This window comes from Streptomyces boninensis (genome assembly GCF_048572725.1).
Lineage (GTDB): Bacteria > Actinomycetota > Actinomycetes > Streptomycetales > Streptomycetaceae > Streptomyces > Streptomyces boninensis.
Genome location: NZ_CP183837.1, coordinates 2,924,648 through 2,951,528, shown reverse-complemented (window position 1 = coordinate 2,951,528; position 26,881 = coordinate 2,924,648). Strand labels below are relative to the sequence as shown.

Here is a 26,881-nt window from a genome sequence, read left to right as displayed (position 1 = left end):
AAGAAGCACGCGGTGGTGCCGGGAAGAAGTGCGCGTCAGCGGGTCGCGCGGTTGACCGCGGAGATGACGGCCTTCAGGGAGGCGCGGGTGGTGTTGGCGTCGATGCCGATGCCCCACAGGACCTTTCCGCCCACGGCGACCTCGATGTACGAGGCGGCCTGCGCCCGCGCGCCCTCGGACATCGTGTGCTCCTGGTAGTCCAGCAGCCGCGCGTCGATGCCGATGCCCTGCAGCGCGTGGAAGAACGCCGAGATCGGGCCGTTGCCGGTGCCGACCAGGGTGCGCTCGACGCCGTCGACCACGGCCTCGACGGTGAGCGTGTCGACGCCGTCCTTGTCGGTGGTGGACTGGCCGTTGCGCAGCTGGATGCGGCCCCAGGCGTTGCCGTTGGGGGTGGGCAGGTACTCGTCCTGGAAGACCGACCAGATCTGCGCCGGGGTGACCTCGCCGCCCTCGGCGTCCGTCTTCGCCTGGATCAGCTGCGAGAACTCCACCTGCATCCGGCGCGGCAGGTCCAGCTGGTGCTCGTTGTGCAGCACGTAGGCGATGCCGCCCTTGCCGGACTGCGAGTTGACCCGGATGACGGCCTCGTACGACCGGCCGACGTCCTTCGGGTCGATCGGCAGATACGGAACGAACCAGCCGATCTCCTCGACCGGCTTGCCCTGCCGCTCGGCCTCGGCGTCCATCGCCTCGAAGCCCTTCTTGATGGCGTCCTGGTGGGAGCCGGAGAAGGCGGTGTAGACCAGGTCGCCCGCGTACGGGTGGCGCGGGTGGACCTCCATCTGGTTGCAGTACTCGTACGTGCGACGGATCTCGTCGATGTCCGAGAAGTCGATCTGCGGATCGACGCCCTGGGAGAACAGATTCATCCCCAGCGTCACCAGGTCGACATTGCCGGTGCGCTCGCCCTGCCCGAACAGGCAGCCCTCGATCCGGTCCGCGCCCGCCATGACGGCCAGCTCGGCGGCGGCGACGGCGGTGCCGCGGTCGTTGTGCGGGTGCACGGACAGGCAGACGTGCTCGCGGCGGGTCAGATTGCGGCTCATCCACTCGAAGCGGTCCGCGTGCGTGGACGGGGTGGACCGCTCGACGGTCGCCGGCAGATTCAGAATGATCTCGCGACCCTCGCCCGGCTGCCACACGTCGCAGACGGCCTCGCAGACCTCCAGGGCGAAGTCCAGCTCGGTGTCGGTGAAGATCTCCGGGCTGTACTGGTAGCCGAAGGTGGTCCGCTCATCCAGCAGCTTCTCCGCGTACTGCATGACGTGCTTGGTGCCGTCCACCGCGATCTGCTTCACGGCGTCGCGGGAGCCGCGGAAGACGACCTCGCGCCAGACCGGGGCGGTGGCGTTGTACAGGTGCACGGTGGCGCGCTTGGCGCCGACGACGGACTCGACGGTCCGCTCGATCAGCTCTTCGCGGGCCTGGGTCAGGACGGAGATCGTCACGTCCTCGGGGATCGCGTCCGGGTCCTCGATGATCGACCGTACGAAGTCGAAGTCGGTCTGCCCGGAGGACGGGAAGCCGACCTCGATCTCCTTGTAGCCCATGCGTACCAGCAGGTCGAACATCTCGCGCTTGCGGGTCGGCGACATGGGGTCGATCAGCGCCTGATTGCCGTCCCGCAGGTCGGTGGACAGCCAGCGGGGGGCCTTGGTGATGCGATTGCCCGGCCAGGTCCGGTCCGGGATGTCGACCTGCTCGTAGCCCGGGTAGCGGTGGATCGGCATGCCGGAGGGCCGCTGCTTGGCGGTGGCATTGGTGATGGGCGTGGGCTTCTTGCTGATGCTCATGATGCGTGGGCTTCCTTCGCGGAGTGCTTCATGAGACCGACGAGGGCAACGCAGAACTCCGCGGGGAGGGGGTCGGTCTTACGGACGCAGACCCTCGCCGCGGCAGCTAAGAAGAAGCAGCCCGAAACGCATGGTGCGATGAGCTTAACCGGAGCGGTTCTGTTCGCGAGGGTCCGTATCAGTATGCGATACGCCTGGCGGCCGGCTTGCCCGGTTTGTGTGACTTCAGCCCCGGGCGATCGCGCCTGGCGGCGCTCGTCCTCAAGCGCCGGACGGGCTTGGGGGTGGGTGCGTCGGGAGGGAGGGCGAGGGTCCGTGCCCTGCCGGGGATGGGGCGGGGCACCATTTCAAGCCCATCCGGATTTCAAGCCCGTCCGGCGTTTGAGGCCGAGGCGCGCAGGCGCCGATACGGGGTCCGGGGCGGAGCCCCGGGAGCGGGGGCCGGGGGCTCCCCCCGGTGTACTCCCCGGGGAGTAACACCCGCCCTGTGTCGCCCCGGGCAGTAGCCCGGATCTCGCCCCGCCGCGCGACGAAAGCCGCCGATCCCACCGAGAGCCTGGTTAGCGAATCGGAAACCGCTGAAGAGGGGTGGGCCCCGCCATGGGCGCCGTATCGGAAGAGCAGACCGCACCAGCGCCACCGCCACACACAAAACCACCGGCCACCGCCCGCCGAAGGCGGATCGTGCCGTGGACCCTCCTCGCCATCTGGATCGGGGTCCTGGCACTCGCCATGCCCTTCGCCGGCAAATTCGGCGACGCCGAGGAGAACCGGGCCGTCGACTACCTCCCGTCGAACGCCGACTCCACGCAGGTGGCGAAGGTCCAGGACCAGCTCCCCGGCGGCGAGACCACCGACCTGGTCCTCGTCTACCACCGCGCCGAGGGCCTCACCGCCGCCGACCGCGCCACCGCCGCCGAGCAGGTCGGCAAGGTGGCCGGCGCGCACGACCTCACCGCGAAGCCGCGGGGCGTGCCGTCGAAGGACGGCAGCACCCTCATGTACCCGGTGGCCAGCAATGAGCCCGGCATCGACGAGGAGAAGCGGAATGACTTCGTCGCCGACATCCGCGACACCGTGCGCGACGAGGGCGGGCTCTCCGCCGACGTCGGCGGGCCCGGCGCCTTCCAGGCCGACCAGGGCAAGGTCTTCGACTCCCTCGACGGCCCGCTGCTCTACACCACCGTCGCCGTCGTCGCCGTCCTGCTCATCCTCATCTACCGCAGCCCCATCCTCTGGCTGATCCCGCTCGTCGCCGCCGGCGTCGCGAACATGATCTCGATGGCGGCCGCGTACGGCGCCCACGAATGGTTCGGCACCACGATCTCCGGCCAGACCGGCGGCATCATGACGATCCTCGTCTTCGGCGCCGGTACGGACTACGCGCTGCTGCTCGTCTCCCGCTACCGCGAGGAGCTGCGCCGCATCGAGCGCCCGTACGACGCCATGCTCGCCGCCCTGCGCGGCTGCGGCCCCGCCGTTCTCGCCTCGTCGGGCACGGTCGCGGCCGGCCTCTTCTGCCTCCTCGCCGCCGACCTCAACTCCAGCCGCGGGATGGGCCCGATGGGCGCGATCGGCGTGCTGAGCGCGCTCGTCGCGATGATGACGCTGCTGCCCGCGCTGCTGGTGGTGGTGGGCCGCAAGGCCTTCTGGCCGCTGATCCCGGCGTACGGGAGCGAGCCGAAGCAGCGCCGCTCGCTCTTCGCCGCCATGGGCTCCTCCGCGGGCCGCAGGCCGCTGGCGGTGCTGGCGGGCGGGGCCGTACTGCTGGGCGCGCTGGCGCTGGGCTCGCTCAACATGCCGGGCAGCCTCAAGGACGGCGATGTCTTCACCGACAAGCCGGAGTCCATCGCCGCCACTGAGACCCTCGCCGCCGCGTACCCCGATCGCAGCTCGCAGCCGATCGCCGTGATCGCGCCGACGGGGAAGGCGGATCAGGCGGTGGCCAAGGCGGAGTCGGTCAAGGGCGTCGAGTCCGTGCAGCGCGGCCGCAGCGGCGGCGGCTGGACGGAGATCGCCGTCACCGCGAAGGACGCCCCGGAGACGGCGGGGGAGACCGCCACCATCCACGCCCTGCGCGCCGGCCTCGACAGCGAGGGCGCGCATGTAGGCGGCCCCAGCGCTCAGGTGCTCGACCTGGAGGACACGAATGCGAGGGACACCAAGATCGTCGTGCCGCTGGTCCTGGTCTCGGTGCTGCTGATCCTGATCGCGCTGCTGCGCAGCCTTGTCGCGCCGCTGATCCTGGTCGCCGCGGTGGTCGCGGTCTGGGGCGCCGCGCTCGGCATCGGCGGCCTGGTCTTCGGCCCGGTCTTCGGCTTTGAGGGCGTGGACCCGTCGCTGCCGCTGCTGTCCTTCGTCTTCCTCGTCGCGCTCGGCGTGGACTACGGCATCTTCTTGATGCACCGCATGCGCGAGAACGGGCTCGCCGGCGCCGATCCAGTCACCGCGGCGCTGTCCGCGCTGCGCACGACGGGCGGCGTGATCGCCTCGGCGGGGCTGGTGCTGGCCGCGACCTTCTCGGTGCTGATGAACATGCCGATGGTGTTCCTGGTCGAGATGGGCTTTGTCATCGCGGTCGGGGTGCTGCTGGACACCTTCCTCGTGCGGACGTACCTGGTCACGTCGGCGAGTGTGCTGCTGCGCAGGAAGGTGTGGTGGCCGGGCGGTCTGTCGAAGGAGCCGGCGGGCGCGATGCCTCCGCCTCCGCCTCCGCCGCCGGCGGCGTCGGCGGAGCGGGAGCCGGCGGCGGCCCGCTGACGGGGGCCGGGACCGCTGCCGCAGTTGCTCGCCGCCGGACCGACGGGTCCGGCGGCGAGCGCATCGGGGAGGATGGGAGCCGTGTTGACCGTACGCGTACACCCCCGGCACCGCGCCGCCGGGCCGAACCGGCGCGACTGGCTGTTCACCGCGGCCATCGCGGCGGTGAGCGGCTGCCTCGCCGTCGTGGCGAGCGACGGCAGGCGGCCGGACGCGCTCGGGTGGGCGCTGCTCGCGTTCGCGGTGCTGCCGCTGGCCTGGCGGCGCCGCTACCCGCTGGGTGTGCTGCTCGCGATGCTCGCGGCCGAGGCCCCGTACCACGCGCTGGACAATTCCCACTCCGCCGCCACCCTGGCCACGACGGTCGCGACCTACTCGCTGGCGGTGGCGGGCCCGCGCAAGCGCACCCTGATCGTCATCCCGACGCTGCTGGCCGGGACGCTGACGTTGATGATGTTCGTCAACCCGGACAAGGGCGCGGACATGTTCCGCACCGCCGGCTGGCTGCTGCTTGCGCCGCTGCTCGGCGAGGCGGTGCGGGTGCACCGCAACTACATCGCCGCGATCGTGGAGCGCGCGGAGCGCGCCGAGCGGACGCGCGAGGAGGTCGCCGCCCGCCGGGTTGCGGAGGAGCGGCTGCGCATCGCGCGCGACCTGCACGATCTGCTGGCGCATTCGATCACCGTGATCGGCGTGCAGACGTCGGTGGCGGCACACGTGCTGGTTGCTGATCCGGACCGGCTGGACCGGGAGGCGCTGGCGTCGTCGCTGGATTCGATCGCGGAGACGTGCCGGGACGCGCGGCAGGAGCTGCGTACGACGCTGAAGGTGCTGCGGTCGGGGGAGGGGCCGGGTGGGGGTACGGGTCCGGTGCCGGTTGCCGCCGCGACCGGAGGAGTGACGGCCGGCGCCGGGAGGGGTGGCACCGGGCCGGTCGGAGCCGCGGGTACGCCTGGCGCGGGCCCCGCTCCGGGGCCGGTCGGCGGCGCGTCCGACCGCGGGCCCCTGCCCGGTCTCGCGGGCTTGGCGGACCTGGCGGAGGCTGCGCGGGCGGCGGGCACGACGGTGGAGCTGTCGCTGGACGGCGCCGCGGAGGACGCGTCCGGCGGGGACGATCCGGCCGCACCGGCCGAGTTTCCCGATAAAGCGCCGTCTCGCCCCGTTCCGCCCGCGGTCGGTGCGGCTGCGTACCGGATCGTGCAGCAGTCGCTCACCAATGCCGTGCAGCACGCGGGCCCCGGGGCGGCGATCCGGGTGCGGCTGACCCGGGACGACCTGGCGCTGCACGTGAGCGTCACGGACTCCGGCCCGGCGGCCGGTGTGCCGGGCAGCCGCCCGAAGCCACCGGAGTCCCCGGAGCCTTCTGGCGGCTACGGCATCCCGGGCATGCGCGAGCGTGCCCGCAGCGTCGGCGGCACGCTGGCAGCAGGCCCGCGAGACGACGGCGAACCGGGCTTCGCGGTGACGGCGAAGCTCCCGCTGGTGGACCGATGAGCAAGTGCCCGGGTGCGGATCACCACCCGCGCGACGGTGGTGCCACTCGCCCCACCGCTGTCGCACCGAGCAACGGGCGGGCGGGCGGGAGGGCCTACCCCATGAGTCAGCCGCAGGTCATACGTGTCGTGCTAGCCGACGACCAGCACCTCGTCCGCGCCGCCTTCGCGATGCTCATCGCCTCCGCACCCGACATGGAGGTGGTCGCCGAGGCCGCCTCCGGGCGGCAGGCCGTGGAGCTGGTGCGCAGCGCGCGCGCCGACCTCGTAGTCATGGACGTACGGATGCCGGACCTCGACGGCATCGAGGCGACCCGCCTCATTGCCGCCGACGACGACCTCGCCGGCGTCAAGGTCCTCGTCCTCACCACGTACGACACCGACGAGCACATCATCGAGGCGCTCCGGGCCGGCGCCTCCGGGTTCCTGGTCAAGGACACCAAGCCCGCCGACCTGCTCGACGCCATCCGCACCGTCGCCGCCGGCGAGGCGCTGCTGTCGCCCGGGCCGACCGCGCGGCTCATCGAGCGGATCGTCAAGGCCCCGGCGGCCCCCGCGGCGGCAGCCGCCAGCGCGCCGCGGGCGCTTGCGGCTCTCTCCAGCCGCGAGCGCGAGGTGCTCGCGCTCGTTGCCCGCGGGCTGAACAACACCGAGATCGCCGACGCCCTCGGGCTCTCCCCGCTCACCGCCAAGACACATGTGAGCCGCATCATGGGCAAGCTCGACGCCCGCGACCGGGCTCAACTGGTCGTCCTCGGCTACGAATCCGGCCTGATCATTCCGGGCTCTTCGGGCACTTCGTGACGAATCGCACGTAGGATGTCCCACCCTTGTGCGTACGATGACGCCATGTCACAGGAGCTACAGCGTCCGCGCCAGCAGGCCCGCCCCCAGCCCCAGGCGCGCGCGGAGCGACAGCGGCGCATGGGCGGGCAGATCCAGCGCGAGATCATGCAGTTGATCCTCGACCGCGGGCTGCGGCCCGGTGAGCTGCTGCCCACCGAGACCGAGCTCATGGACGATCTCCAGGTCAGCCGCAATTCCGTACGGGAGGCGCTCAAGGCGCTGCAGGCCCTCGACATCGTCGAGATCCGGCATGGGTACGGGACGTACGTCGGGCAGGCGTCGCTGACGCCGCTCGCCGACGGGCTCACCTTCCGTACCTTGGTGCAGCTCGGCGGCGATGACGTGCACGCGCTCAGCGAGATCCTCCAGGTGCGTGAAGTGCTGGAGGAGGGACTGGTCATGCGGATCATCGACACCATCCCCGATGCCGACATCGACGAACTTGATGCCATCGTCAAGCGGATGGAGGCCCGCGCCAAGGATGGCGAGGTCTTTCCCGACGAGGACCGCGACTTTCATGAAGTGCTCTATCGCTCGATGGACAACACCCTCGTCCCGCAGCTGCTGAGCGCCTTCTGGAATGTCTTCCACCGGGTCGCCGGCGCGCGCGGCTGGGCCGAGGATCCGTCGCCGATGGGGACCGCCCGGCGGCACAAGGAGATCGTCCGGGCGCTGCGGGCGCGCGATCGCGAGCGCGTGGAGGCCGCCATGTCGACGCACTTCCGGGGCATCGAGACGCGGGCCAAGAAGGCCATGCGCGGCGTCGGCTGACGCCCAAACCGATCTTTTTCCGGTGGTATCGCATGCCTGCCTCAAGGTGAACAACAGGTAGCGCTGTTAGGTCTATTGACCATCGTCCAGGTGAATCAATAATTTACGTGGCCCTGACATCCCACGTCCCACGTTGGTTCTCCCTGACGATTGCGAGGCAGCGATGCCCTCCCTCCTGGCCGGACGACCGGCGGTCGCCCTCGCGGCGGCCGCCGCGGCAAGTGCCCTCATGGCGGGTGCCCTTACGGTCGGCGCCGGCGGCAGCGCGGCCGCGGCCCAGCCCGAGTTCAGCGAGTCCGTGCTCTTCCAGGCCGGGTCCGGCGGCTACAGCTGCTTCCGCATACCCGTGGTCACCAAGGCCAAGGACGGCAGCCTGCTCGCCTTCGCCGAAGGGCGGGTGAACTCCTGTGGCGACAAAGGTGACATCGACATCGTGCTGCGGCGGTCGACGGATGGCGGGGTCACCTGGAGCGGGCTGAAGGTGGTGCTGGCCGGTGACGGTGACACCCGCGGCAATCCCGCGCCCGTCGTCGATACCGGCAGCGGGCGGATCTCGCTCATCTCCACCCACAACCCCGGGGCGGATGACACCAAGCGCACCCCGTATCTGCAGACCTCCACCGATAACGGTGCGACCTGGTCGGCCGCCAAGAACATGGCGGACACCCTCTCCAAGCCCTCCTGGAATCGCTGGTACGCCTCCGGGCCCAACTCCGGCATCCAGCTCAAGCGCGGCCCGCACGCCGGGCGTCTCGTCGTCGGCGGGAATCATGAGGGTGCGGACGGCAGCCAAGGCGCCCATCTCATGTACTCCGACGACGGCGGCGCCACCTGGAAGCTGGGCGCCGACGACACCCGCACCGACCTCACCGTAAAGCCGCAGGAGCTCAGCCTCTTCGAGAAGTCGGATGGCGCTCTCGGCGTCCAGGCGCGGGACGAGCGCGGTACGGAGGACGGCAATCGGGCCTTCGCCACCAGCTCCGACCAGGGCGGCAGCTTCGACGCGCCCTTCGAGGCCGATCCCGGCGTCTCCAGTCCGGTGGTCCAGGGGTCGACGGTCAACCACGGCGGGAAGGTGCTGCTCTCCGCGCCCGCGCATCCCGCCAATCGGGAGGCGATGGCCGTACGGGCCTCCGGCGATGACGGCAAGACCTGGGAGCCGTGGGAGGAGGGGCGGATCATTCACTGGGGGTCGGCGGCGTACTCGAGCCTCGTCGATCTCGGCGGTGACCGGGCCGGGCTGCTGTACGAGGCCGGGAAGGCCGGTCCGTACGAGGCGATCCGCTGGGCCCGCTTCAATGACGCCTTCCTCGGTCAGCCGAACGGCACCCCGCCCGGCTTCCCGCCGTCCCCGGCGCCCGGGCCGACCACCGCCGACGCGTCAGGAAATGACAACAAGGGCTATGTGCGCGGCACTTCGAGCCTGCAGGCGGGCAAGTTCGGCAAGTCGCTCTACCTCAACAACGCCGACGATCACGTCGACGCCCGCGTGGAGGTTCCGTACGACGACTCCCTCGACCTCGGGTCCGGGGACTTCACCTTCACCGGCTGGTTCAAGTACGGCCGGGCGGACGGGCGGCATGCGATCGCCTGGGCCTATCGGTATGGCAGCGGGACCGGGAAGCCGCAGATCTGGCTGCGGGCCGAGCCTGCCGACAACCGGGTGCGGGCCTACCTGCAGACCGAGCAGGGCGGGGTCGAGGTGAAGACGGCCAAGGCGTACAACGACAACGCCTTCCACTTCTTCAGCCTGCAGCGGAGTGGCGGCAAGCTCACCCTCTCCGTGGACGGCACCGCCGTGTCCGCCGCCGCGCCCAAGGGGTCCGTGACGATCGGCAAGGACTTCGGCATCGACGGGATGCATTTCGGCGAGAATCTGGGCGGCGGTGACCGCTTCCACGGCTATCTCGACGACGTGCGGGTCTACGACCGCGCCCTGACCGCCGACGAGCTCAGCGGCATCCGCGGCAGCAATGCGGCCGTGACCAGCGGGCAGAAGCTGCGGCTGCCCCTGGACGCCGTCAACTGAGGAACGTAGATTGCAGGACGTCCTACGTCCTCCGTAAGTGGAAGGCAGCACCACTGTGTCACCCCGCCTGCAGCGCTATTACGACAAGCTCTCCTCGATCGCGTACGGCGGGGACTACAACCCCGAGCAGTGGACGAAGGCGGTGTGGGCCGAGGACGCCGAGCTGATGTCCGAGGCCCGCGTCAACCTCGCCACCGTCGGGATCTTCTCCTGGGCCGTCGTCGAGCCCCGGCCCGGCGCGTACGACTTCGGCTGGCTCGATGAGCACCTGGACCGGCTGGCGGCCGGCGGGCAGGCGGTCTGCCTCGCGACGATGACCGCGTCGCCGCCGGCCTGGCTGTCGCAGGCCCACCCGGAGATACTCCCGGTCACCGAGGACGGCGTCCGCCTCTCGACCGGGTCCCGGCAGCACTACTGCCCGTCGTCGCCGGTCTACCGCGACCATGCGGTGCGGCTGGCGGAGAAGGTCGCCGAGCGGTACGGGGACCATCCCGCGCTCGCGCTGTGGCACATCGGCAACGAGTACGGCTGCCACATCTCCCGGCACTGCTACTGCGACGTCTCGGCGGAGGCCTTCCGCGGCTGGCTGCGCGACCGGTACGGGACGGTCGAGGCGCTCAATGACGCCTGGTCGACCACCTTCTGGTCGCAGCGCTACGGCACCTTCGACGAGGTCCTCCCGCCCCGCAAGGCGCCCTCCTTCCGCAATCCCACCCAGCAGATCGACTTCCAGCGCTTCTCCAGCGACGAGATGCTGAAGCTGTACCTGGCGGAGAAGGCCGTCCTCGACCGGATCACCCCGGACATCCCGGTCACCACGAACTTCGTCCCGGTCGCCAAGACCCTCGACCTCTTCAAGTGGGCGAAGGAGATGGACGTCGTCTCGTACGACTCCTACCCCGACCCGCACGACCCCGGCGCCGCCCACCTGACCGCCTTCTCGTACGACGTGATGCGCGGCCTCAAGGACGGGCAGCCCTGGCTGCTGATGGAGCAGTGCACCTCGGCGGTGAACTGGCGCGACGTCAACGGCGCCAAGCCGCGCGGGCGCATGGAGCTGGACAGCTGGCAGGCGGTGGCGCACGGGGCCGACTCGATCCTGTTCTTCCAGTGGCGGCAGTCGCGGGGCGGCGCCGAGAAGTACCACGCCGCGATGGTGCCGCACGGCGGCCGTGACACCCGCACCTTCCGGCGGGTGCGGGAGCTGGGGGCGGACCTCGCCGCCCACCCTGAGCTGTTCGGCGCCCGGCCGCAGCGGGCCGACGCGGGTCTGCTCTTCAGCTGGGACAACTGGTGGGGCCTGGAGCTGCTCGGCGCCGACAAGGCCCGCCCCAGCCACGACGTGCGGCAGATGGACACCGCCCTCGCCCACCACAAGCCGCTCTACGACGCCTCGGTGGCCTGCGACATCCTGTCGCCGGACGCGGACCTGTCGCCGTACAAGCTGCTGGTGGTGCCGAACCTGTACCTGGTCACGGAGGCGCAGGCCAAGGCCCTGGAGGAGTGGGTGGCGGCGGGTGGCACCCTGCTGATGTCGTACTTCTCCGGGATCGTCGACGAGGCCGACCGCGTGCACCTCGGCGGCTACCCGGCGCCCTTCCGCCGCCTCCTCGGGCTGACGGTGGACGAGTGGGACCCGCTGCCGAGCGGGGGCACCCTCGGCCTGTCGTACGGGCCCGCGGCCACCGGCTCCGTGTGGTCGGAGTGGGTGGAGCCGGAGGGCGCGGAGACCCTGGCGACCTTCACGGAGGGTGAGCTGGCGGGGCGGCCCGCGGTCACCCGGCACCGGTTCGGGCGGGGGACGGCGTACTACCTGGCCACCCGGCCCGATGCGGCGACGATGCGCGCCGTCGTGGACGAGGTGCGGGCGCAGGCCGGTGTCGAGCCCGTGCTGGCGGGGCTGCCGGAGGGGGTGCAGGCGCGGACGCGGGTCACGGCGGACGGGGTGGAGCGGCATGTGGTGCTGAACCACACGGAGGCCGAGGTCACGGTGGCCGGGCGGGCGATCCCGGCGCGTGGGACCGCGGTCGTGTAGGTGGCCTGATACGCCGGAAAGCCCGCACCCCCCGAGGGGTGCGGGCTTTTTGGCAGGAAAGGAGCCGCCGGTCTGGCTTGGGTCAGCCGTGCAGCTTGACGCCCTTCTTGGTGAGGAACGCGACCGGGTCCACGGCGGAGCCGTAGTTCGGCGTGGTGCGGACCTCGAAGTGCAGGTGCGGGCCGGAGCTGTTGCCGGTGGAGCCGCTGTTGGCGATGACCTCGTTGGTCTTGACCTTGTCGCCCAGCTTCACGTCGAACTTCGACAGGTGGGCGTACTGGGTGTAGACGCCGTCGGAGTGCTTCACGACGATGTTGTTGCCGTAGGCGCCGCCCCAGCCGGCCTCAACGACGGTGCCGCCGTGCGCGGCGTGGACCTTGGTGCCGGTCGGCACGGCGAAGTCCTGGCCGGAGTGCTTGGCGGCCCAGCGGGCACCGCCCTGGTTGTACTTGCCCGTGAAGGTGTAGTCGCCGTCGATCGGCGAGACCCAGGAGGGGGACGCCGCGCTCGCCACACCGCTGCCCGCGAGGGCAATGACACCTGCGCCGGCCGCGAGGGCGGCGGTGCGGTGGATGGTGCGGACGTTGAATATGGCGCGCTTCGACATTCGAGAAATACCTTTCAAATTGCTTATGAGCCCGGCTGCGCTCCGAACTCGCAATTCATTGGTAACCCGGGTGGCCGAGGGGTATCAAGGGGCGCTATTGCTAAGCGTGGTAGTAGGCGTGGGTGCGGGAATTTAGTCCCTTGCGGACCCCTGTTTACGGCCGGCTGCCGCCGATGAGCCGGTCGCGTTGGGGGGTCCCGTCCGCTGCTTGGCCAGTGACGCCAAGGGTCGTAATCGTCAACCCGATGGTCCCGGCAGCCCCCGCCCCGAAAGCCCCGGGCCCGCCGGGCCCAAAGTCCCGGCCCTTGGTCATAATTCGGACACTAGGCGGCCTAGTAGGGCGAAAATGGGTGTGCGACACCCCACAGCCAGATAAAGAGAAATGCCCTTCCGGAGGGACTTTCTGCAATTCTGGCGGGACCTTCGGCCCGCGCGTGCCACAATGTGCCCATGACCCTGTTCCGCGACGACGGCATCGTGCTGCGCACCCAGAAGCTGGGCGAGGCGGACCGGATCATCACGCTGCTGACGCGCGGCCACGGCCGGGTGCGGGCGGTGGCCCGGGGCGTACGGCGCACGAAGTCGAAGTTCGGCGCCAGGCTGGAGCCGTTTTCGCACGTTGACGTGCAGTTTTTCGCCCGCGGCGGGGAGCTTGTCGGGCGCGGGCTGCCGACCTGCACGCAGAGCGAGACCATCGCCCCGTACGGCGGCGGCATCGCCCTGGACTACGCCCGCTACACCGCGGGCACCGCGATGCTGGAGACCGCCGAGCGCTTCACCGACCACGAGGGCGAGCCGGCGGTGCAGCAGTACCTGCTGCTGGTGGGCGCCCTGCGCACCCTCGCGGGCGGCGGGCATGCGCCGGGGCTGGTGCTGGACGCCTTTCTGCTGCGCTCCCTGGCCGTGAACGGCTATGCCCCGTCCTTCGCCGCCTGCGCGAAGTGCGGGCTGCCCGGGCCGAACCGGTTCTTCTCGGTCTCCGCGGGGGGCGTGGTGTGCGGCGACTGCCGGGTGCCGGGTAGCGTCGTACCCTCGCCGGATGCGGTGGCGCTGCTCAGTGCGCTGCTCACCGGCGACTGGGAGGCCGCGGACGCGGCCGAGGCCCGGCACGTACGCGAGGGCAGCGGTCTGGTGGCCGCCTACCTGCACTGGCATCTGGAGCGCGGGCTGCGGTCGCTGCGGTACGTGGAGAAGTAGGCGTAGTGAACTAGGCGTAGTGAAGCAGGGACGGGAAGGCGGAGTATCCACATGGCACGTCGAGGGATCCTGGGCCGGCCGCGCCGGGAGTACCGGGCTCCGGACCGGCACCCGTCAGGGGCCACGCCGCCGAAGCTCCCCGGCGAGCTCGTCCCCGGGCATGTCGCCATCGTCATGGACGGCAATGGCCGCTGGGCGAAGGAGCGCGGCCTGCCGCGCACCGAGGGCCACAAGATCGGCGAGTCCGTGGTGCTGGACGTGGTCAAGGGCTGCATCGAGCTCGGCGTGAAAGACCTCTCCCTCTACGCCTTCTCCACCGAGAACTGGAAGCGCTCCCCTGACGAGGTCCGCTTTCTGATGAACTTCAACCGCGATGTCATCCACCGGCGCCGGGACGAGCTGGACGCGCTGGGCGTACGGATCCGCTGGTGCGGCCGGATGCCGAAGCTGTGGAAATCCGTGGTGAAGGAGCTCCAGGTCGCGGAGGAGCAGACCAAGGACAATGACGCCATGACGCTGTACATGTGCGTCAACTACGGCGGGCGTGCGGAGATCGCCGACGCGGCGGCGGCGCTGGCGGCGGATGTGCGGGACGGCCGGCTCGACCCGTCCAAGGTGAGCGAGAAGACCTTCGCGAAGTACCTCTATCACCCGGATATGCCGGACGTGGATCTCTTCATCCGCCCGTCGGGCGAGCAGCGCACCTCGAATTACCTGATCTGGCAGAGCGCGTACGCCGAAATGGTCTTCCAGGACATCCTCTGGCCCGACTTCGACCGCCGCGACCTCTGGCGCGCGTGCGTGGAGTACGCGTCGCGGGACCGGCGCTTCGGCGGCGCGATCCCGAACGAGTCGGGGGAGCCGGCGGCAGCCGACGCGCAGGCCTAGGCCTCCAGGCGCCGCGTGATGTAGAACTCGGCGAAGTCGCAGATCAGTTGCAGGCGCTCGTCCTCGGCGGCCGGGTCGGGGTCGATCTCGCGGCGGATGGTTTCGCCGTCGAAGGTGTGCTCCGCGGTGTTGAGCAGCATGCGCAGTTCGGCGTCCGAGAAGAGCTCGGTGCCCGGCACCATGCGGGCGACCTGCACGATGTCGTCGAAGAACCGGCGGCCGGTCGCGCTCAGCCGGGTGCGCAGTTCCGCGTCGGTACGGGCGGCCACCATCAGCTCGAACCACACCACGTTCTCCGTGGCCCGGTGACGCGCGCGCATCAGGCGGAACGCTTCCGCGACCGTCGGCTCGCGGAGCTCCTCGAACTGCTCGCGGATGCGCACGATATGCCGCCGCCCGACCTCGGCGGCCGCGGCGACCAGCAGGTCGAGGCGGGAGTCGAAGTGGCGGAAGAGGCCGCCACGGGACACACCGGAGCGCGCGCAGATCTCGCCGAGCGAGGCCCTGGCATACCCGACCTCCGCGATCGCGTCGATCGTCGCGTCGATGAGCCGGCCGATCGTCGCCTCGCGGCGCTCGCGCTGGGTGCGGCGGCGAGGTGCCGCGGGCGGGACGGTCGTCGCGTTGTCCACCATGGCCCCACCCTACGGGGCGGCGGCACCGACTGGTTGACGTTTTGCGACCGGTCGGTTTCTATCTACCGCATGGGATGGGATCCAGTCATTCGCGGTGGGCGCGGCACGGCGTCACGACCGTGCTGTTCGGGTCCTGCTCGCTCGACAAGCTCTCCGCCTGCGGAGCATGGCGTTCTACAACTTCCCGCTGCGGTTGCGTGGTCGACCCGGCCGGGCTCGACGAGGCGGTGGGCCGGCACGACGAGGCGCCGGTCCCGGAGTTCGGCGGGCTGCGCCGCAGGGTGAACCGCAACGACCGTGCGGTCACGGCCACGGTGGTGGCGGGGAATCGGCTCTACGGGGCCGGGGAGTTCGCCGCGGACTGGGGGCGGCGGCGTACGGGACGCTTCCTGCGCGCGGGGGAGCGGGGTGCTGCCGACCGGCCCGCGCCGCGGAATGGCGGCGGGCCGGCAGCACTGGACGGACCCGGGTAGCGGAGGCTGTGTCAGCCGAGCGGGCAGCTCTGCTCGATCGCGGAGAGCTTGGGGTCCTTCGGGGCGGGGCACAGGAACTGGTCGTAGCGGGTGTCGTTGTCCACGAACCGCTTCAGCCAGGAAATGCTGTACTTGGCGTAGGTGACATTCGGGAACAGGGGGTCGAAATGACTGCCCCCGGCCAACTCCACGTAGCCCTTCTCGGTGGAGTCCGGAATGCTCTTGTAGAACGACTTCCCCATGGCGGCGGGGGCCACGAAGTCGGCCAGTCCGGTGAAGACCAGCGTCGGCACCTGGACCTTCGAGAAGTCCGACGTGAGCTCCCACGGGGTGAGCGGGATGGCCGCCTGAAGGCCCGGTGTCCTGGCCGCCGCGTGCAGGGTGCCGCCGCCAGCAGCTGGTCGGCGCGGCTGCTCGGTATGTCCATCGGCGTGAAGGTGCCGATGGTGAACACGACGAAGCCCTGCGAGGCGAGCCGGGGGCCGTACCAGCCGACCATGGCCTCGAACGACATGAAGCCGGGTGAGATCGCGACACCGCCGAACTTGCCCTCGCTGGTGTCCTTGGGGAAGTAGATCGTGCCGCCGGCGAAGCCGTCACCGGCGGGGACGGTGACCTTGTCGACCTCGAACGGCCCCTTCTCGGCCTCGATGCTCTGCTGAGTGGGATCCGGGCCGCGTTGATGCGGGTTTTGGCCGGCCTGCGGAACGGTGCCGCCGAAGGCCGGACCGGACCATAAGAGCGCCGCCGCGGCGAGGACCGCGATCACGGCCGACACGATAGAAACCGATCGGTCGCAACAGCGTCAAGGAGGGCGCCGGAAGACGCGCGGGCGATGAGCAGGAACGGCGCGGCGGGTCGAGCGACTTACGCATCGAGGTGCGCCGCCACCGTCCAGAGAGTTGTAGCCGCCGGGCGTTAGGAGCGGGCGGCCGCCGCGCAGTCGGCGCAGGTGCCGAAGATTTCCACGGTGTGGGCCACGTCCACGAAGCCGTGTTCTTCGGCGATGGCGTCAGCCCACTTTTCCACCGCCGGGCCGTCGACCTCGACGGCCTTGCCGCAGATGCGGCAGACCAGGTGATGGTGGTGTTCGCCGGTGGAGCAGCGGCGGTAGACCGCCTCGCCCTCGCCGGTGCGGAGTACGTCCACGTCGCCGGCGTCGGCCAGCGACTGCAGGGTGCGGTAGACCGTGGTCAGGCCGACGGACTCGCCGCGGTGCCTGAGCAGGTCGTGCAGCTCCTGGGCGCTGCGGAACTCGTCCACCTCATCCAGCGCGGCCGCCACGGCGGCCCGCTGCCGGGTCGAGCGTCCGCGTACGGGGGGCCCTGCGGTAGTCACCCTTGCCTCCTGCTCACGTCGTGCTGCCCGTCGCTGCTTCCCGACGGGCCATTGTGCCAGGGCGGCGGGGCCTGCGGTCATGCCCGGGCCGCGGCCACCGGGTCCCTGGCCTCGTCACCGGGGGTGCCGCCTTCCTTCATGGCCTTCGCCCGCCGCCGCGCCAGTGGCGTCGCCAGCGCTGTGACCAGGGCAAACAGCCCGATGGCCAGCAGCACGATGGAGGCGCCCGGCGGCACGTCCACGTAGTACGAGAAGACCGTCCCGGAGAGCGTCGTGACCACGCCGAGGCCGATGGCCCCCGCCAGCGTCGCCGCGAAGCCGCGGGCCAGCTGCTGCGAGGTCGCGACCGGGATCACCATCAGCGCGGAGACCAGCAGCAGGCCGACCACCCGCATCGCCACGGTGACGGTGACCGCGGCGGTGACCGCGAGCAGCAGGTTCAGCGCCCGCACCGGCAGGCCGGTGACCTTCGCGAACTCCTCGTCCTGGCAGACGGCGAACAGCTGCCGCCGCAGGCCCAGCGCCACCAGCAGCACGAAGACGGAAAGCCAGCTGATCACCACCACGTCGGAGTCGGCGACCGTCGTGACCGACCCGAAGAGGTACGTCGTCAGGTTCGCCGTCGACCCGTTCGGGGCCAGGTTGATCAGCATGACGCCGCCGGCCATGCCCCCGTAGAAGAGCATCGCCAGCGCGAGGTCGCCGCGGGTCTTCCCGTACGACCTGATCAGCTCCATGATCACCGAGCCGACGGCGGCGACCAGCACGGCCGTCCACACCGGGTTCGTCTGCATCAGGAAGCCGAGCGCGACGCCGGTCAGCGCCACGTGGCCGATGCCGTCGCCCATGATCGCCTGGCGGCGCTGGACGAGGTAGATGCCGACGGCGGGGGCGGCGATGCCGACGAGCAGCGCGGCCAGCAGGGCGCGCTGCATGAAGGCGGGTTCGAGGAAGCTCATGTCAGCAGTCCTGTGCGGTCGGGCTCGGACTCGGGTTCCGTGTGCGGGTGGCAGGCGATGTCGTGGACGGCGGCGGCGCTACGGGCCTCGGAGCGGCCGTACTCGTGCTCGACGAGCCCGCTCTTCAGCACCACCGTGCGGTCGATGAGCGGCTGCAGCGGGCCCAGCTCGTGCAGCACCAGCAGCACGGAGGTGCCCTGCCCGACCTGCTCGTGCAGCGCCTCGGCGAGGATCTTCTGGCTGCCCAGGTCCACCCCGGCCAGCGGCTCGTCCATGATCAGCAGCTCCGGCTCGGACGCCAGCGCCCGGGCGATGAGTACCCGCTGGTGCTGGCCGCCGGAGAGCTGGTTGACGGAGTCCCGGGCGCGGTCGAGCATGCCGACCAGGTCCAGGGCCCGGTCCACGGCAGCCCGGTCCCCACGACCGAGCGGCCGCAGCCGGGTGCGGGAGAGCCGGCCGGACGACACGACCTCCCGCACGCTCGCGGGCACGCCGCTCGCCGCGGTGGAGCGCTGGGGCACGTATCCGACGCGCTGCCACTGCTTGAAGCGGTGGATGGGGGCACCGAAGAGCTCGATGCCGCCGGAGGTCAGCGGGACCTGGCCGACGACGGCGCGCACGGTGGTGGACTTGCCGGAGCCGTTGGCGCCGAGCAGCGCCACGACCTCACCGCGCTCGACCTTGAGGTCGATGCCGCCCAGGACCGGGCGGCCGCCGAGGGATGCGGTGGCGTTGCAGAGGCATATCGCGGGCTCGAGGGGCATGGGCAGTCGATTCCTTACCGTCGTCCGTACGCTCAGCTGGCTCCGAGGGCCTTCTGCAGGGCCTTCAGGTTGGCCTCCTGCACCTGCATGTAGTCCTTGCCGCGCGACTTGTCCGTGATTCCCTCGATGGGGTCGAGGACGTCGGTCTTGAGGCCGAGGTCGGCGGCGAAGGTCTTGGCGGTCTTGTCGCTGACGAGGGTCTCGAAGAAGACGGTGCTGACCTTGTCCTTCTTCGCGATCTCGTGCAGCTCCTCCATGCGCTTGGCGCTGGGCTCGGACTCCGGGTCGAGGCCCTTGATCGACTCCTGTACGAGCCCGTACCGGTCGGCGAGGTAGCCGAAGGCGGCGTGGGTGGTGAGGAAGGTGTCGGTCTTCTTGTTCTTGAGCCCGTCCTTGAACTGGCCGTCGAGCTTGTGCAGCCGGTCCTCGAGGTCCTTGGCGTTCTTCTTGTACGCGTCCGCGTGGTCCGGGTCCGCCTTGGCGAAGGCCTTGCCGACGCCGTCGGCCATCTGTGCGTACCGGACCGGGTCGGTCCATACGTGCGGGTCGGTGCCCTCTTCGCCGTGGTCGTGGCCCTCGTGGCCGCCTTCCTCCTCGGCGTGCTCGCCCTCCGCCTCGTGCTCGTGGCCGTGGCCGTCCTCCTCCGTGCCGTGCTTCTCCATGGAGGTGAACTTGGACGCCTCGACGGTGTGCTCCACGCCGGCCTGCTCGATGGCCTCGTCGACGGCGGGCTGCATGTCCTTGAGGTAGAGGAGCAGCCCGGCATCGGCCAGCTCGCCGGTCTGCTGCGGGCTGAGCTCCAGGTCGTGCGGCTCGGTGCCGGGCTTGGTGAGGGTGGAGACCTCGGCGTGCTTCCCGCCGATCTGCTCGGCCAGATACTGCATGGGGTAGAAGGACGCGGTCACCTTGAGCTTGCCGTCGTCGGTGGTGGTGCCCGAGGCCGAGTCGGAGCAGGAGGACAGGGCCAGGGCGCCGGCCGCGGCTATCGCGGCGGGGGCTATCAGGCGACGACGTATGTTCATGGGAACCATTTTCATCAAAGCTGGAAATGATTGTCAACTGCCTGCTCGGCCACCACCCGATTTGCCGTGCGGGCCACACCCGCCGGTACCCTGTAGCACTGCTTCCTCGCCGTAAGAATCGCCGTAACAGAAGAGAGCACCGTGGCCGCCGACAAGATCGACACCATCGTCAGCCTCAGCAAGCGCCGGGGCTTTGTCTACCCGTGCAGCGAGATCTACGGCGGACAGCGCGCCGCCTGGGACTACGGCCCCCTGGGAGTCGAGCTGAAGGAGAACATCAAGCGTCAGTGGTGGCGCTCGATGGTCACCTCGCGGGAGGACGTCGTCGGTATCGACTCGTCCGTCATCCTGGCCCCCGAGGTCTGGGAGGCTTCCGGCCATGTAGCCACCTTCACCGATCCGCTCACCGAGTGCACCTCGTGCCACAAGCGCTACCGCGCCGACCACCTCATCGAGGCGTACGAGGCCAAGCACGGCCGCGAGCCGGAGAACGGCCTCGCCGACATCAACTGCCCGCACTGCGGCAACAAGGGCGGCTTCACCGAGCCGAAGCAGTTCTCCGGGCTGCTCTCCACCCACCTCGGCCCGACGCAGGACTCCGGCTCCATCGCGTATCTCCGCCCGGAGACCGCGCAGGGCATCTTCACGAACTTCGCCGCCGTGCAGCAGACGTCGCGCAAGAAGCCGCCGTTCGGCATCGCGCAGATGGGCAAGTCCTTCCGGAACGAGATCACGCCGGGCAACTTCATCTTCCGGACCCGTGAGTTCGAGCAGATGGAGATGGAGTTCTTCGTCAAGCCGGGCGAGGACGAGCAGTGGCACGACTACTGGATGCAGCAGCGCTGGGACTGGTACCGCGGCCTCGGGATCCGCGAGGAGAACATCCGCTGGTACGACCACCCCAAGGAGAAGCTCTCCCACTACTCCAAGCGGACCGCCGACATCGAGTACCGCTTCAACTTCGGCGGCACCGAATTCTCCGAGCTGGAGGGCGTCGCGAACCGTACCGACTTCGACCTGGGCGCCCACTCCAAGCACTCCGGCCACGACCTGTCGTACTTCGACCAGGAGGCCGGGGAGCGCTGGACGCCGTACGTGATCGAGCCGGCGGCGGGCGTCAACCGGGCGATGCTCGCCTTCATGCTCGACGCGTACGTCGAGGACGAGGCGCCGAACGCCAAGGGCAAGATGGAGAAGCGCACGGTCATGCGCCTCGACCCGCGCCTCGCGCCGGTCAAGGTGGCCGTGCTGCCGCTGTCCCGTAACCCGGAGCTGTCGCCGAAGGCGAAGGGCCTGGCGCAGACGCTGCGGTCGCACTGGAACATCGAGTTCGACGATGCCGGCGCGATTGGCCGGCGGTATCGGCGGCAGGATGAGATCGGCACGCCGTTCTGCGTGACGGTGGACTTCGACTCGCTTGAGGACAACGCGGTGACGGTGCGCGAGCGCGACACGATGAAGCAGGAGCGGGTTTCGCTGGATCAGATCGAGTCGTACCTGGCGGGTCGGCTGATCGGCTGCTGAGCCAGTCCATACGCAGTGGCGTCGGCCCCCGGAGCTTGAAGCTCCGGGGGTCTTCGCATGTTCCGCCAATCCGGAGGCGGCGGTGCTCCGAATTCAGGGGACAGCGGTCCGCAGGGGGCGGCCGCGACACCGGAATTCATGGGGGTACTCATGCGCAGGAAAGCACTTATCGGCGCCGCCGCGCTTGCGGCGGCGGCCGCGACCGTCGGGGTAGTCGGGGCGTCCGCCTCCGGGGGCGCCTCGAACGGGGAGGACCAGCAGACGCAGGCGGCTTCCGCCAAGGGCTTCGGGATCGTCCAGCAGATCAAGGACGCCAGGCTCTCCGCCGTCGGGCTCACCGACGACGGGCGGCTCTCGGCTTTCCGCGTCGCGAAGCCCGAGGCGGCCGTGAGCCTCGGCAAGGTCAAGGGCCTCCAGGGCGACCAGCAGCTCATCGGGATCGACTACCGGGTCCAGAACAAGAAGCTCTACGGCGTCGGCGACCAGGGCGGCATCTACACCGTCGACACCAAGGGGGCCATGGCCACCAAGGTCTCCCAGCTCACCGTAGCGCTGCAGGGCAAGAGCTTCGGCGTCGACTTCAACCCCGCCGCCAACCGGCTGCGCGTCATCAGCGACACCGGCCAGAACCTCCGCCACAACATCGACGACCCGAACGGCGCCCCGGCCGCCGGCGCCACGGCCACCGACGGCACCCTGACCAACCCCGCCGTGCCGCCCGCACCCGCGCAGACCGCGACCGGCGTCACCGCCGCCGCGTACACCAACAACGACCTGGCCGCCGCCACCGCGACCACCCTCTTCGACGTGGACACCGCGCTCGACCAGGTGTCGGTGCAGTCGCCCGCGAACGCCGGCAACCTCGCCCCGACCGGCAAGCTCGGCGTCGACGCGGGCTCCGCGGCGGGCGCCGACATCTACACCGACAAGGACGGCGGGAACACCGCGTACGCCACCCTGGACGTCTCCGGCAAGCAGCGGCTCTACCGCGTCGACCTGCTGAACGGCAGCGCCGACTCGAAGGGCGCCTTCCCGGACCGCGGCAAGGTCGTCGACCTGGCGTTCCCCATCGACCAGTCCTGAGCCGTCAAGGCCGCGGTCCCGTCAAGAATCCCTGAGGGTGGTGTCGTTGAGGCCGAAGTTGCTGCACACTGGGGCGGATTTCGCTCACCATCCAGGAGGCGCGATGCACCACGCGATGGCGACGAGCCGGGTGACCGGGACCGACCCGGACGGCGCGGAGCACACCGTACGGGTGGCGGGGGCCGGGACCAGACGGCAGTTGGAGTGCGGCAGCTGCGACTGGCGGATCGGCGCCCAGTTCCTGCCGTGGCTGAAGGCCGAGGAGCACCTCGCCGAGGCGCATGACGCCGCGGTGCCCGTGCAGGGCGGCCAGGGATCAGGGCCGCAGGCCGCGCAGTAGCAGGTCGACCAGGGCCGTGAAGGCGGCCTCCGCGCCCGGCTTGCTCCATTCGGGGGCGTAGACCGGGTCGTGGAAGCGGGCGGTGGCCGAGAAGACCGCCTCGGCCGCCGCGGCCGGATCGGTGGCCGCGAGGGTGCCCTCGCGGCCCCCGTCCTCGATGATCCGGGCGAGCTGGGTGGTGAGTTCGGCGACATGCCGGGCCACCACCCCCTCGACCCGGGCGCGGTCGCCGTCGCCGAGGCGCTCGATCAGCGCCGAGTACGTGGCGAAGAGCTCCGGGTCGTCGCCCGCCTTGCGGCGCTTGGCCGCGAAGAGCGCCGCCAGCCAGTCCCGCAGCCGCTGCGGCGCGGGCGTCCCGGCGGTGACCACGGCCTCCAGCTCATTGGCCGTACGGTCGAGCCACCGCTTGGTGACCGCCTCGCGGAGCGCCACCTTGCTGCCGAAGTGCCGGTAGACGCTGCCGTGGCTGACGCCGAGCGCGCGGGCGACGTCGACGACGGTGGCCTTGTTGGGGCCGTAGCGCCGCAGCACCTCCTCGGTGGCTTCGAGGATGCGCTCCGGGGTCAGGGACTCGGCGGGCTGCGGCGGCATCGGATTCCCGTTCTCTGCGTCAGTTCTTCTCGCTGTCCAGCATGGCCATCTGCTCCGGGGCGTAGCGCTCGCCCGCCACGGCGTCGGCCGGGACCGCGGCCTCGATGGCGGCCAGGTCGGCGTCGTCCAGGCGGACGTCCAGGGCGCCGAGGGACTCGGCGAGCCGGTCCCGCCGGCGGGCGCCGATCACCGGGACGATGTCCTCGCCGCGGGAGAGCACCCAGGCGATCGCGGTCTGCGCGACCGTAGCACCCTGCGCTTCGGCGACCTTCCTGAGCTGGTCGACCAGGTCCAGGTTGCGGTTCATGTTCGCGGCCGAGAAGCGCGGGCTGTGGGCGCGGAAGTCGTCGGCGGCGAGCTTGGTCTCCCGGTTCATGTGGCCGCTGATCAGGCCGCGGGAGAGCACGCCGTACGCGGTGATGCCGATGCCCAGCTCGCGCGCGGCCGGGAGGACCTCGGCCTCGATGGAGCGGGAGATCAGCGCGTACTCGATCTGCAGGTCGGCGATCGGCGCGACGGCGGCGGCCCGGCGCAGGGTGTCCGCGCCGACCTCGGAGAGGCCGATGTGGCGTACGTACCCGGCGTCGACGAGCTCCTTGATGGCGCCGACCGTCTCCTCGATCGGGACGTTCGGGTCGAGGCGGGCCGGGCGGTAGATGTCGATGTGGTCGGCGCCCAGGCGCTGCAGTGTGTACGCGAGGGCCGTCTTGACCGCGGCCGGGCGGGCGTCGAAGCCGAACCAGCTGCCGTCCGGGCCGCGCTGGGCGCCGAACTTCACGCTGATCACGGCGTTCTCGCGGGCCTGCGGCGAGGCGGTGCGCAGGGCCTCGCTGAGCAGCAGCTCGTTGTGGCCCATGCCGTAGAAGTCGCCGGTGTCCAGGAGGGTGACGCCGGCGTCGAGGGCGGCGTGGATGGTGGCGATGGACTCGGCGCGGTCGGTGTCGCCGTAGACGAGCGGCGACATGCCCATGAGGCCGAGGCCGAGGGCGGAAACGGACGGGCCGGTGGCGCCGAGGCGGCGCTGGGGGAAGTTCGTAGTCATGCTTCGACTATGGCATGGCAGATGACAGATTTCAATTTCTGTCATTCCGCTACGCTGGAACGGGATCCCGAAAGGGGGATCCGGAGGGGGGATCCGGAACATCGCGGACCACCTCCGCCGTTGTTCCAGCGACACGACCATCACCAGGGAGAGCCCATGCGCGGAGTGCGCCCCGATTCCTTCGGCGCCGAGCCCACCGGCGAGCGCCTGCAGCGCATCCTGCGCTCGCCGCATTACGACCCGGAGGCGGGCGCCTTCCGTAATCCCGTGCCCGCATCGATGGGGCCGAAGCCGGACGGCTCGCGCTGGGAAATGCTGCGCACCATGCTGAGCCGGGAGGGCCGCCGCCCCTCCTTCGCGCTGCCGGTGCAGCGGCCCGACCTCGCGACGCCGCCCGCGAGCGGGCTGCGGGTGACCTGGCTGGGGCACTCCACGGTGCTCGCGGAGATCGACGGGCGGCGGGTGCTGTTCGACCCGGTGTGGGGCGAGCGCTGCTCCCCGTACTCCTTCGCGGGTCCGAAGCGCTATCACGAGCCGCCGCTGCCCCTCGACGCCGTCGGCCCGCTGGACGCCGTCGTGATCTCCCACGACCACTACGACCACCTCGACATGCCCACGATCCGCGCGCTCAAGAACGCCGACGTGCTCTTCGCGGTGCCACTCGGCGTCGGTGCGCACCTGGAGCACTGGGGCGTGCCGGCGGGGCGGATCGCGGAGCTTGACTGGCACGAGTCGGCCGAGGTCGCCGGTCTGACGCTGACGGCGACGCCTGCGCGGCACTTCTGCGGCCGCGGGCTGCGCAACAAGCAGCGGACGCTGTGGGCGGGCTGGTCGGTGGCGGGCCCCGACCACAGGGTCTTCCACAGCGGCGATACGGGCTACTTCCCGGGCTTCGCCGAGATCGGCGCCCAATACGGCCCGTTCGACGCGGCGATGGTGCAGATCGGGGCGTACTCCCCGTACTGGCCGGACATCCACATGTACCCGGAGGAGGGCGTCCAGGCGCACCTCGACCTGCGCGGCGACGTGCTGCTGCCGATCCACTGGGGCACCTTCAACCTCGCCCCGCACCCGTGGCAGGAGCCCGCGGAGCGGACGGTGTCCGCGGCGACCGAGCGGGGGGTGCGGGTGGCGGTGCCGCGCCCGGGCGAGTCCTTCGAGCCCGCGGGCGCGCTGCCGTCGGCGGCGTGGTGGCAGCGCCCGGCGGGCCGCGCGGCAAAGCCGGCGACGGCCGGCGCACCGGAGCCGGGGGCGGCGAAGACCTGAGCGTCCCGGGCCGCGGAGGGCTGATCGGCGGCGCGCCCTCCGCGGCCCTGTTCGCTATGGCAGCCGCGGCACCTCGCCGCAGTTGCCCGGGCCCGCGGGCTTGCCCGCCAGGCGGTCGGTCAGCCAGCTCACCGCCTTGCCCTGGTCCGTCAGGAGCGGGGCCACATGGTTGGTGACGATCTTGTCGCCGAGGTTCGGCAGCTTCACCGGTTCGTACGTCACCGCGCCCCCCTTCGCGCACCAGTCGGCGGCGAGCTGCCGGGCCTGCTCATGCGGCACGATGTCGTCCTCGACGCCCGTCGCCAGCCGCACCGGACCGCTCGGCTTGATCTTGCCGAGCCGCTGCGCGTCCATCGTGGCCTGCAGCTTCGGCTCCCCGGCGACGATCTCGGAGAGCGTCTTGCCGCTCTTCGTCCAGTCCTTGCTCTTCTTGAAGCCGTAGCCGAAGAGCGCGTCGCCGATGCACATGGTCGACAGGTCCTTGAGCGCCGCCTTGCCCTTGTCGTTGACGTTGGCGTCGACGATGGGCTGCAGCGCGGGGTCGTTCTGCGCGAAGCCGTTGATCGACCAGCCGAGCGCGCCCGCGAGCGCACTGCCGTCGATGCCCTTGATGACCTCTTCGAGGTTCGCGGGCGGCGCGCCCGAGTACGTACCGCTGAGCTCCACGTCAGGCGCGTACTCCGGCTGCAGCTCGGCGGCCGAGGCGACCGCACCGCCGCCCTGGCTGTATCCGTAGAGCCCGACAGGGGAGTCCGCGCCGACCGACGCCCCGTCGACCGTACGCGCCGCACGCACCGCGTCCAGCACGGCATGGCCCTCGTCGACGCGATTGACGTACGTGTGCAGCCGGTCGGTGCCGCCCAGGCCCGGGTAGTCGGTGACGACCACGGCGGCGCCCTCGGCGAGGAAGCGGTAGACCGCCAGGTCCTCGTAACCGACGGACATGGTCTTCCCGTTGAAGGTGATCGGGTGCTCGAGCCCGAGCGAGGCCGAGCACTGGTCGCCCTGGCCCATCGTGCCGGGTGCGACGGCGACGACCGGGCGCGGCCCGTCGCCCTTCCACTTCGCGGTGGGCTCGATGTAGGCGCCGGTGACACCGACCGGCTTCCCGCCCGCGTCGGTGGACTTGTACATCAGCCGGGTCGCCTTGCCCGGCAGCGGGCCGTCGGTGGAGGGGAGGGTCAGGCCCAGGGGGAGCGGCTCGGTGCGGACCAAGGCGCCATTGGCGGCGGGCAGTTCGGCCGGCGGGGTGTAGAACGCGGGGATCTTCACGCCCCGGGACGTCGTACCGCCGGGCTCGTCGGCCGCCGCCATGGGCAGCGCCTGGGCGCCCGCACAGGCGGCGGCGATGACTGCGGCGGCCACCAGTTTCATACGAGGGTGAGTCATGTGACGCGAAAGTAGTGGCACGTGTTACCAAAG

Annotated in this window: 24 protein-coding genes; 13 read left to right on the top strand and 11 right to left on the bottom strand. The window is 70.7% G+C overall.

Annotated elements, in window-relative coordinates; all coding sequences use genetic code 11:
- Window positions 1-35: 35 nt before the first annotated feature.
- On the bottom strand, window positions 36-1,796 hold the full coding sequence (leuA, locus tag ACNNMR_RS13360) for a 2-isopropylmalate synthase (RefSeq protein ID WP_419994810.1): 1,761 nt from the start codon (window positions 1,794-1,796) through the stop codon (window positions 36-38).
- A gap of 732 nt (window positions 1,797-2,528) precedes the next feature.
- Between leuA and ACNNMR_RS13355 the strand changes: the two genes are divergently transcribed.
- The 6 genes from ACNNMR_RS13355 (at window position 2,529) to ACNNMR_RS13330 (ending at window position 11,730) form a co-directional block, all read left to right on the top strand.
- Window positions 2,529-4,556 carry an MMPL family transporter gene (locus ACNNMR_RS13355; protein WP_420000349.1) on the top strand — a complete coding sequence of 676 codons (2,028 nt, stop codon included), beginning with the start codon at window positions 2,529-2,531 and terminating at the stop codon, window positions 4,554-4,556.
- 72 nt (window positions 4,557-4,628) lie between these two features.
- Window positions 4,629-6,050 carry a sensor histidine kinase gene (locus tag ACNNMR_RS13350; protein ID WP_419994809.1) on the top strand — a complete coding sequence of 474 codons (1,422 nt, stop codon included), beginning with the start codon at window positions 4,629-4,631 and terminating at the stop codon, window positions 6,048-6,050.
- Window positions 6,051-6,151: 101 nt separating this feature from the next.
- Window positions 6,152-6,853 (top strand): response regulator transcription factor, encoded by a 702-nt coding sequence (locus ACNNMR_RS13345; RefSeq protein WP_419994808.1) that lies wholly within the window; start codon window positions 6,152-6,154, stop codon window positions 6,851-6,853.
- A gap of 120 nt (window positions 6,854-6,973) precedes the next feature.
- The gene (locus tag ACNNMR_RS13340; protein ID WP_420000348.1) at window positions 6,974-7,666 is read left to right on the top strand and encodes a FadR/GntR family transcriptional regulator; all 693 of its coding nucleotides are present in this window, start codon (window positions 6,974-6,976) and stop codon (window positions 7,664-7,666) included.
- A 163-nt stretch (window positions 7,667-7,829) separates the two neighbouring features.
- The gene (locus tag ACNNMR_RS13335; RefSeq protein WP_419994807.1) at window positions 7,830-9,695 is read left to right on the top strand and encodes an exo-alpha-sialidase; all 1,866 of its coding nucleotides are present in this window, start codon (window positions 7,830-7,832) and stop codon (window positions 9,693-9,695) included.
- 55 nt (window positions 9,696-9,750) lie between these two features.
- Complete coding sequence (locus ACNNMR_RS13330; protein ID WP_419994806.1) at window positions 9,751-11,730, top strand: beta-galactosidase; 1,980 nt, start codon at window positions 9,751-9,753, stop codon at window positions 11,728-11,730.
- An 82-nt stretch (window positions 11,731-11,812) separates the two neighbouring features.
- On the opposite strand, the gene ACNNMR_RS13325 is transcribed toward ACNNMR_RS13330, so the two are convergent.
- Window positions 11,813-12,337 (bottom strand): M23 family metallopeptidase, encoded by a 525-nt coding sequence (locus ACNNMR_RS13325; protein WP_419994805.1) that lies wholly within the window; start codon window positions 12,335-12,337, stop codon window positions 11,813-11,815.
- A gap of 450 nt (window positions 12,338-12,787) precedes the next feature.
- Between ACNNMR_RS13325 and recO the strand changes: the two genes are divergently transcribed.
- Both recO and ACNNMR_RS13315 read left to right on the top strand, forming a co-directional pair.
- Window positions 12,788-13,534 (top strand): DNA repair protein RecO, encoded by a 747-nt coding sequence (gene recO, locus ACNNMR_RS13320; protein ID WP_419994804.1) that lies wholly within the window; start codon window positions 12,788-12,790, stop codon window positions 13,532-13,534.
- 51 nt (window positions 13,535-13,585) lie between these two features.
- Window positions 13,586-14,422, top strand: coding sequence for an isoprenyl transferase (locus tag ACNNMR_RS13315; protein ID WP_419994803.1), 837 nt, complete (start codon window positions 13,586-13,588; stop codon window positions 14,420-14,422).
- Here the strand turns inward: ACNNMR_RS13315 and ACNNMR_RS13310 are convergent.
- Window positions 14,419-15,057: a TetR/AcrR family transcriptional regulator gene (locus tag ACNNMR_RS13310; protein ID WP_419994802.1), complete on the bottom strand. Its 639-nt coding sequence runs from the start codon at window positions 15,055-15,057 to the stop codon at window positions 14,419-14,421. The two genes, ACNNMR_RS13315 and ACNNMR_RS13310, sit on opposite strands and share 4 nt — an antisense overlap.
- Before the next feature lie 197 nt (window positions 15,058-15,254).
- Here ACNNMR_RS13310 and ACNNMR_RS13305 point away from each other — a divergent pair, with 197 nt between their 5' ends.
- Window positions 15,255-15,530 (top strand): hypothetical protein, encoded by a 276-nt coding sequence (locus tag ACNNMR_RS13305; protein ID WP_419994801.1) that lies wholly within the window; start codon window positions 15,255-15,257, stop codon window positions 15,528-15,530.
- 11 nt (window positions 15,531-15,541) lie between these two features.
- Here the strand turns inward: ACNNMR_RS13305 and ACNNMR_RS13300 are convergent, their stop codons facing one another.
- The 5 genes from ACNNMR_RS13300 to ACNNMR_RS13280 all read right to left on the bottom strand — a co-directional run bounded on the left by ACNNMR_RS13300 (window position 15,542) and on the right by ACNNMR_RS13280 (window position 19,613).
- Complete coding sequence (locus tag ACNNMR_RS13300) at window positions 15,542-15,823, bottom strand: alpha/beta fold hydrolase (RefSeq protein WP_419994800.1); 282 nt, start codon at window positions 15,821-15,823, stop codon at window positions 15,542-15,544.
- A 625-nt stretch (window positions 15,824-16,448) separates the two neighbouring features.
- Entirely contained in the window at window positions 16,449-16,868 is a 420-nt protein-coding gene (locus ACNNMR_RS13295) for a Fur family transcriptional regulator (protein WP_419994799.1), read from the bottom strand.
- Between the two features lie 77 nt (window positions 16,869-16,945).
- Window positions 16,946-17,827 (bottom strand): metal ABC transporter permease, encoded by an 882-nt coding sequence (locus ACNNMR_RS13290; RefSeq protein WP_419994798.1) that lies wholly within the window; start codon window positions 17,825-17,827, stop codon window positions 16,946-16,948.
- Entirely contained in the window at window positions 17,824-18,591 is a 768-nt protein-coding gene (locus tag ACNNMR_RS13285; protein ID WP_419994797.1) for a metal ABC transporter ATP-binding protein, read from the bottom strand. The genes ACNNMR_RS13290 and ACNNMR_RS13285 overlap by 4 nt, the downstream gene beginning before the upstream one ends.
- 32 nt (window positions 18,592-18,623) lie before the next feature.
- On the bottom strand, window positions 18,624-19,613 hold the full coding sequence (locus tag ACNNMR_RS13280) for a metal ABC transporter substrate-binding protein (protein WP_419994796.1): 990 nt from the start codon (window positions 19,611-19,613) through the stop codon (window positions 18,624-18,626).
- A 141-nt stretch (window positions 19,614-19,754) separates the two neighbouring features.
- Here ACNNMR_RS13280 and ACNNMR_RS13275 point away from each other — a divergent pair, with 141 nt between their 5' ends.
- The 3 genes from ACNNMR_RS13275 to ACNNMR_RS13265 all read left to right on the top strand — a co-directional run bounded on the left by ACNNMR_RS13275 (window position 19,755) and on the right by ACNNMR_RS13265 (window position 22,560).
- The gene (locus tag ACNNMR_RS13275; protein WP_419994795.1) at window positions 19,755-21,137 is read left to right on the top strand and encodes a glycine--tRNA ligase; all 1,383 of its coding nucleotides are present in this window, start codon (window positions 19,755-19,757) and stop codon (window positions 21,135-21,137) included.
- 150 nt (window positions 21,138-21,287) lie between these two features.
- A complete protein-coding gene (locus ACNNMR_RS13270; RefSeq protein WP_419994794.1) occupies window positions 21,288-22,220 on the top strand; it encodes a DUF4394 domain-containing protein in 933 nt (310 codons plus the stop codon).
- 103 nt (window positions 22,221-22,323) lie between these two features.
- Window positions 22,324-22,560, top strand: coding sequence for a hypothetical protein (locus ACNNMR_RS13265; protein WP_419994793.1), 237 nt, complete (start codon window positions 22,324-22,326; stop codon window positions 22,558-22,560).
- Here ACNNMR_RS13265 and ACNNMR_RS13260 read toward each other — a convergent pair.
- Window positions 22,537-23,151, bottom strand: a complete 615-nt coding sequence (locus tag ACNNMR_RS13260; RefSeq protein ID WP_419994792.1) for a TetR family transcriptional regulator — start codon at window positions 23,149-23,151, stop codon at window positions 22,537-22,539. The two genes, ACNNMR_RS13265 and ACNNMR_RS13260, sit on opposite strands and share 24 nt — an antisense overlap.
- A gap of 19 nt (window positions 23,152-23,170) precedes the next feature.
- Window positions 23,171-24,193 carry an aldo/keto reductase gene (locus tag ACNNMR_RS13255; protein WP_419994791.1) on the bottom strand — a complete coding sequence of 341 codons (1,023 nt, stop codon included), beginning with the start codon at window positions 24,191-24,193 and terminating at the stop codon, window positions 23,171-23,173.
- Between the two features lie 156 nt (window positions 24,194-24,349).
- On the opposite strand from ACNNMR_RS13255, the gene ACNNMR_RS13250 reads away from it, so the two are divergent.
- On the top strand, window positions 24,350-25,459 hold the full coding sequence (locus tag ACNNMR_RS13250) for an MBL fold metallo-hydrolase (RefSeq protein WP_419994790.1): 1,110 nt from the start codon (window positions 24,350-24,352) through the stop codon (window positions 25,457-25,459).
- A gap of 54 nt (window positions 25,460-25,513) precedes the next feature.
- Here the strand turns inward: ACNNMR_RS13250 and ACNNMR_RS13245 are convergent, their stop codons facing one another.
- A complete protein-coding gene (locus ACNNMR_RS13245) occupies window positions 25,514-26,848 on the bottom strand; it encodes an alpha/beta fold hydrolase (RefSeq protein ID WP_419994789.1) in 1,335 nt (444 codons plus the stop codon).
- Window positions 26,849-26,881 lie beyond the last annotated feature (33 nt).

What these genes read in the sequence shown, in the direction of transcription:
- leuA (WP_419994810.1), bottom strand. Translation starts at nt 1,796, where the DNA reads ATGAGCATCAGCAAGAAGCCCACGCCCATCACCAATGCCACCGCCAAG.
- ACNNMR_RS13355 (WP_420000349.1), top strand. Translation starts at nt 2,529, where the DNA reads ATGCCCTTCGCCGGCAAATTCGGCGACGCCGAGGAGAACCGGGCCGTC.
- ACNNMR_RS13350 (WP_419994809.1), top strand. Translation starts at nt 4,629, where the DNA reads ATGGGAGCCGTGTTGACCGTACGCGTACACCCCCGGCACCGCGCCGCC.
- ACNNMR_RS13345 (WP_419994808.1), top strand. Translation starts at nt 6,152, where the DNA reads ATGAGTCAGCCGCAGGTCATACGTGTCGTGCTAGCCGACGACCAGCAC.
- ACNNMR_RS13340 (WP_420000348.1), top strand. Translation starts at nt 6,974, where the DNA reads ATGGGCGGGCAGATCCAGCGCGAGATCATGCAGTTGATCCTCGACCGC.
- ACNNMR_RS13335 (WP_419994807.1), top strand. Translation starts at nt 7,830, where the DNA reads ATGCCCTCCCTCCTGGCCGGACGACCGGCGGTCGCCCTCGCGGCGGCC.
- ACNNMR_RS13325 (WP_419994805.1), bottom strand. Translation starts at nt 12,337, where the DNA reads ATGTCGAAGCGCGCCATATTCAACGTCCGCACCATCCACCGCACCGCC.
- recO (WP_419994804.1), top strand. Translation starts at nt 12,788, where the DNA reads ATGACCCTGTTCCGCGACGACGGCATCGTGCTGCGCACCCAGAAGCTG.
- ACNNMR_RS13315 (WP_419994803.1), top strand. Translation starts at nt 13,586, where the DNA reads ATGGCACGTCGAGGGATCCTGGGCCGGCCGCGCCGGGAGTACCGGGCT.
- ACNNMR_RS13310 (WP_419994802.1), bottom strand. Translation starts at nt 15,057, where the DNA reads ATGGTGGACAACGCGACGACCGTCCCGCCCGCGGCACCTCGCCGCCGC.
- ACNNMR_RS13290 (WP_419994798.1), bottom strand. Translation starts at nt 17,827, where the DNA reads ATGAGCTTCCTCGAACCCGCCTTCATGCAGCGCGCCCTGCTGGCCGCG.
- ACNNMR_RS13285 (WP_419994797.1), bottom strand. Translation starts at nt 18,591, where the DNA reads ATGCCCCTCGAGCCCGCGATATGCCTCTGCAACGCCACCGCATCCCTC.
- ACNNMR_RS13280 (WP_419994796.1), bottom strand. Translation starts at nt 19,613, where the DNA reads ATGAACATACGTCGTCGCCTGATAGCCCCCGCCGCGATAGCCGCGGCC.
- ACNNMR_RS13270 (WP_419994794.1), top strand. Translation starts at nt 21,288, where the DNA reads ATGCGCAGGAAAGCACTTATCGGCGCCGCCGCGCTTGCGGCGGCGGCC.
- ACNNMR_RS13265 (WP_419994793.1), top strand. Translation starts at nt 22,324, where the DNA reads ATGCACCACGCGATGGCGACGAGCCGGGTGACCGGGACCGACCCGGAC.
- ACNNMR_RS13260 (WP_419994792.1), bottom strand. Translation starts at nt 23,151, where the DNA reads ATGCCGCCGCAGCCCGCCGAGTCCCTGACCCCGGAGCGCATCCTCGAA.
- ACNNMR_RS13255 (WP_419994791.1), bottom strand. Translation starts at nt 24,193, where the DNA reads ATGACTACGAACTTCCCCCAGCGCCGCCTCGGCGCCACCGGCCCGTCC.
- ACNNMR_RS13250 (WP_419994790.1), top strand. Translation starts at nt 24,350, where the DNA reads ATGCGCGGAGTGCGCCCCGATTCCTTCGGCGCCGAGCCCACCGGCGAG.
- ACNNMR_RS13245 (WP_419994789.1), bottom strand. Translation starts at nt 26,848, where the DNA reads ATGACTCACCCTCGTATGAAACTGGTGGCCGCCGCAGTCATCGCCGCC.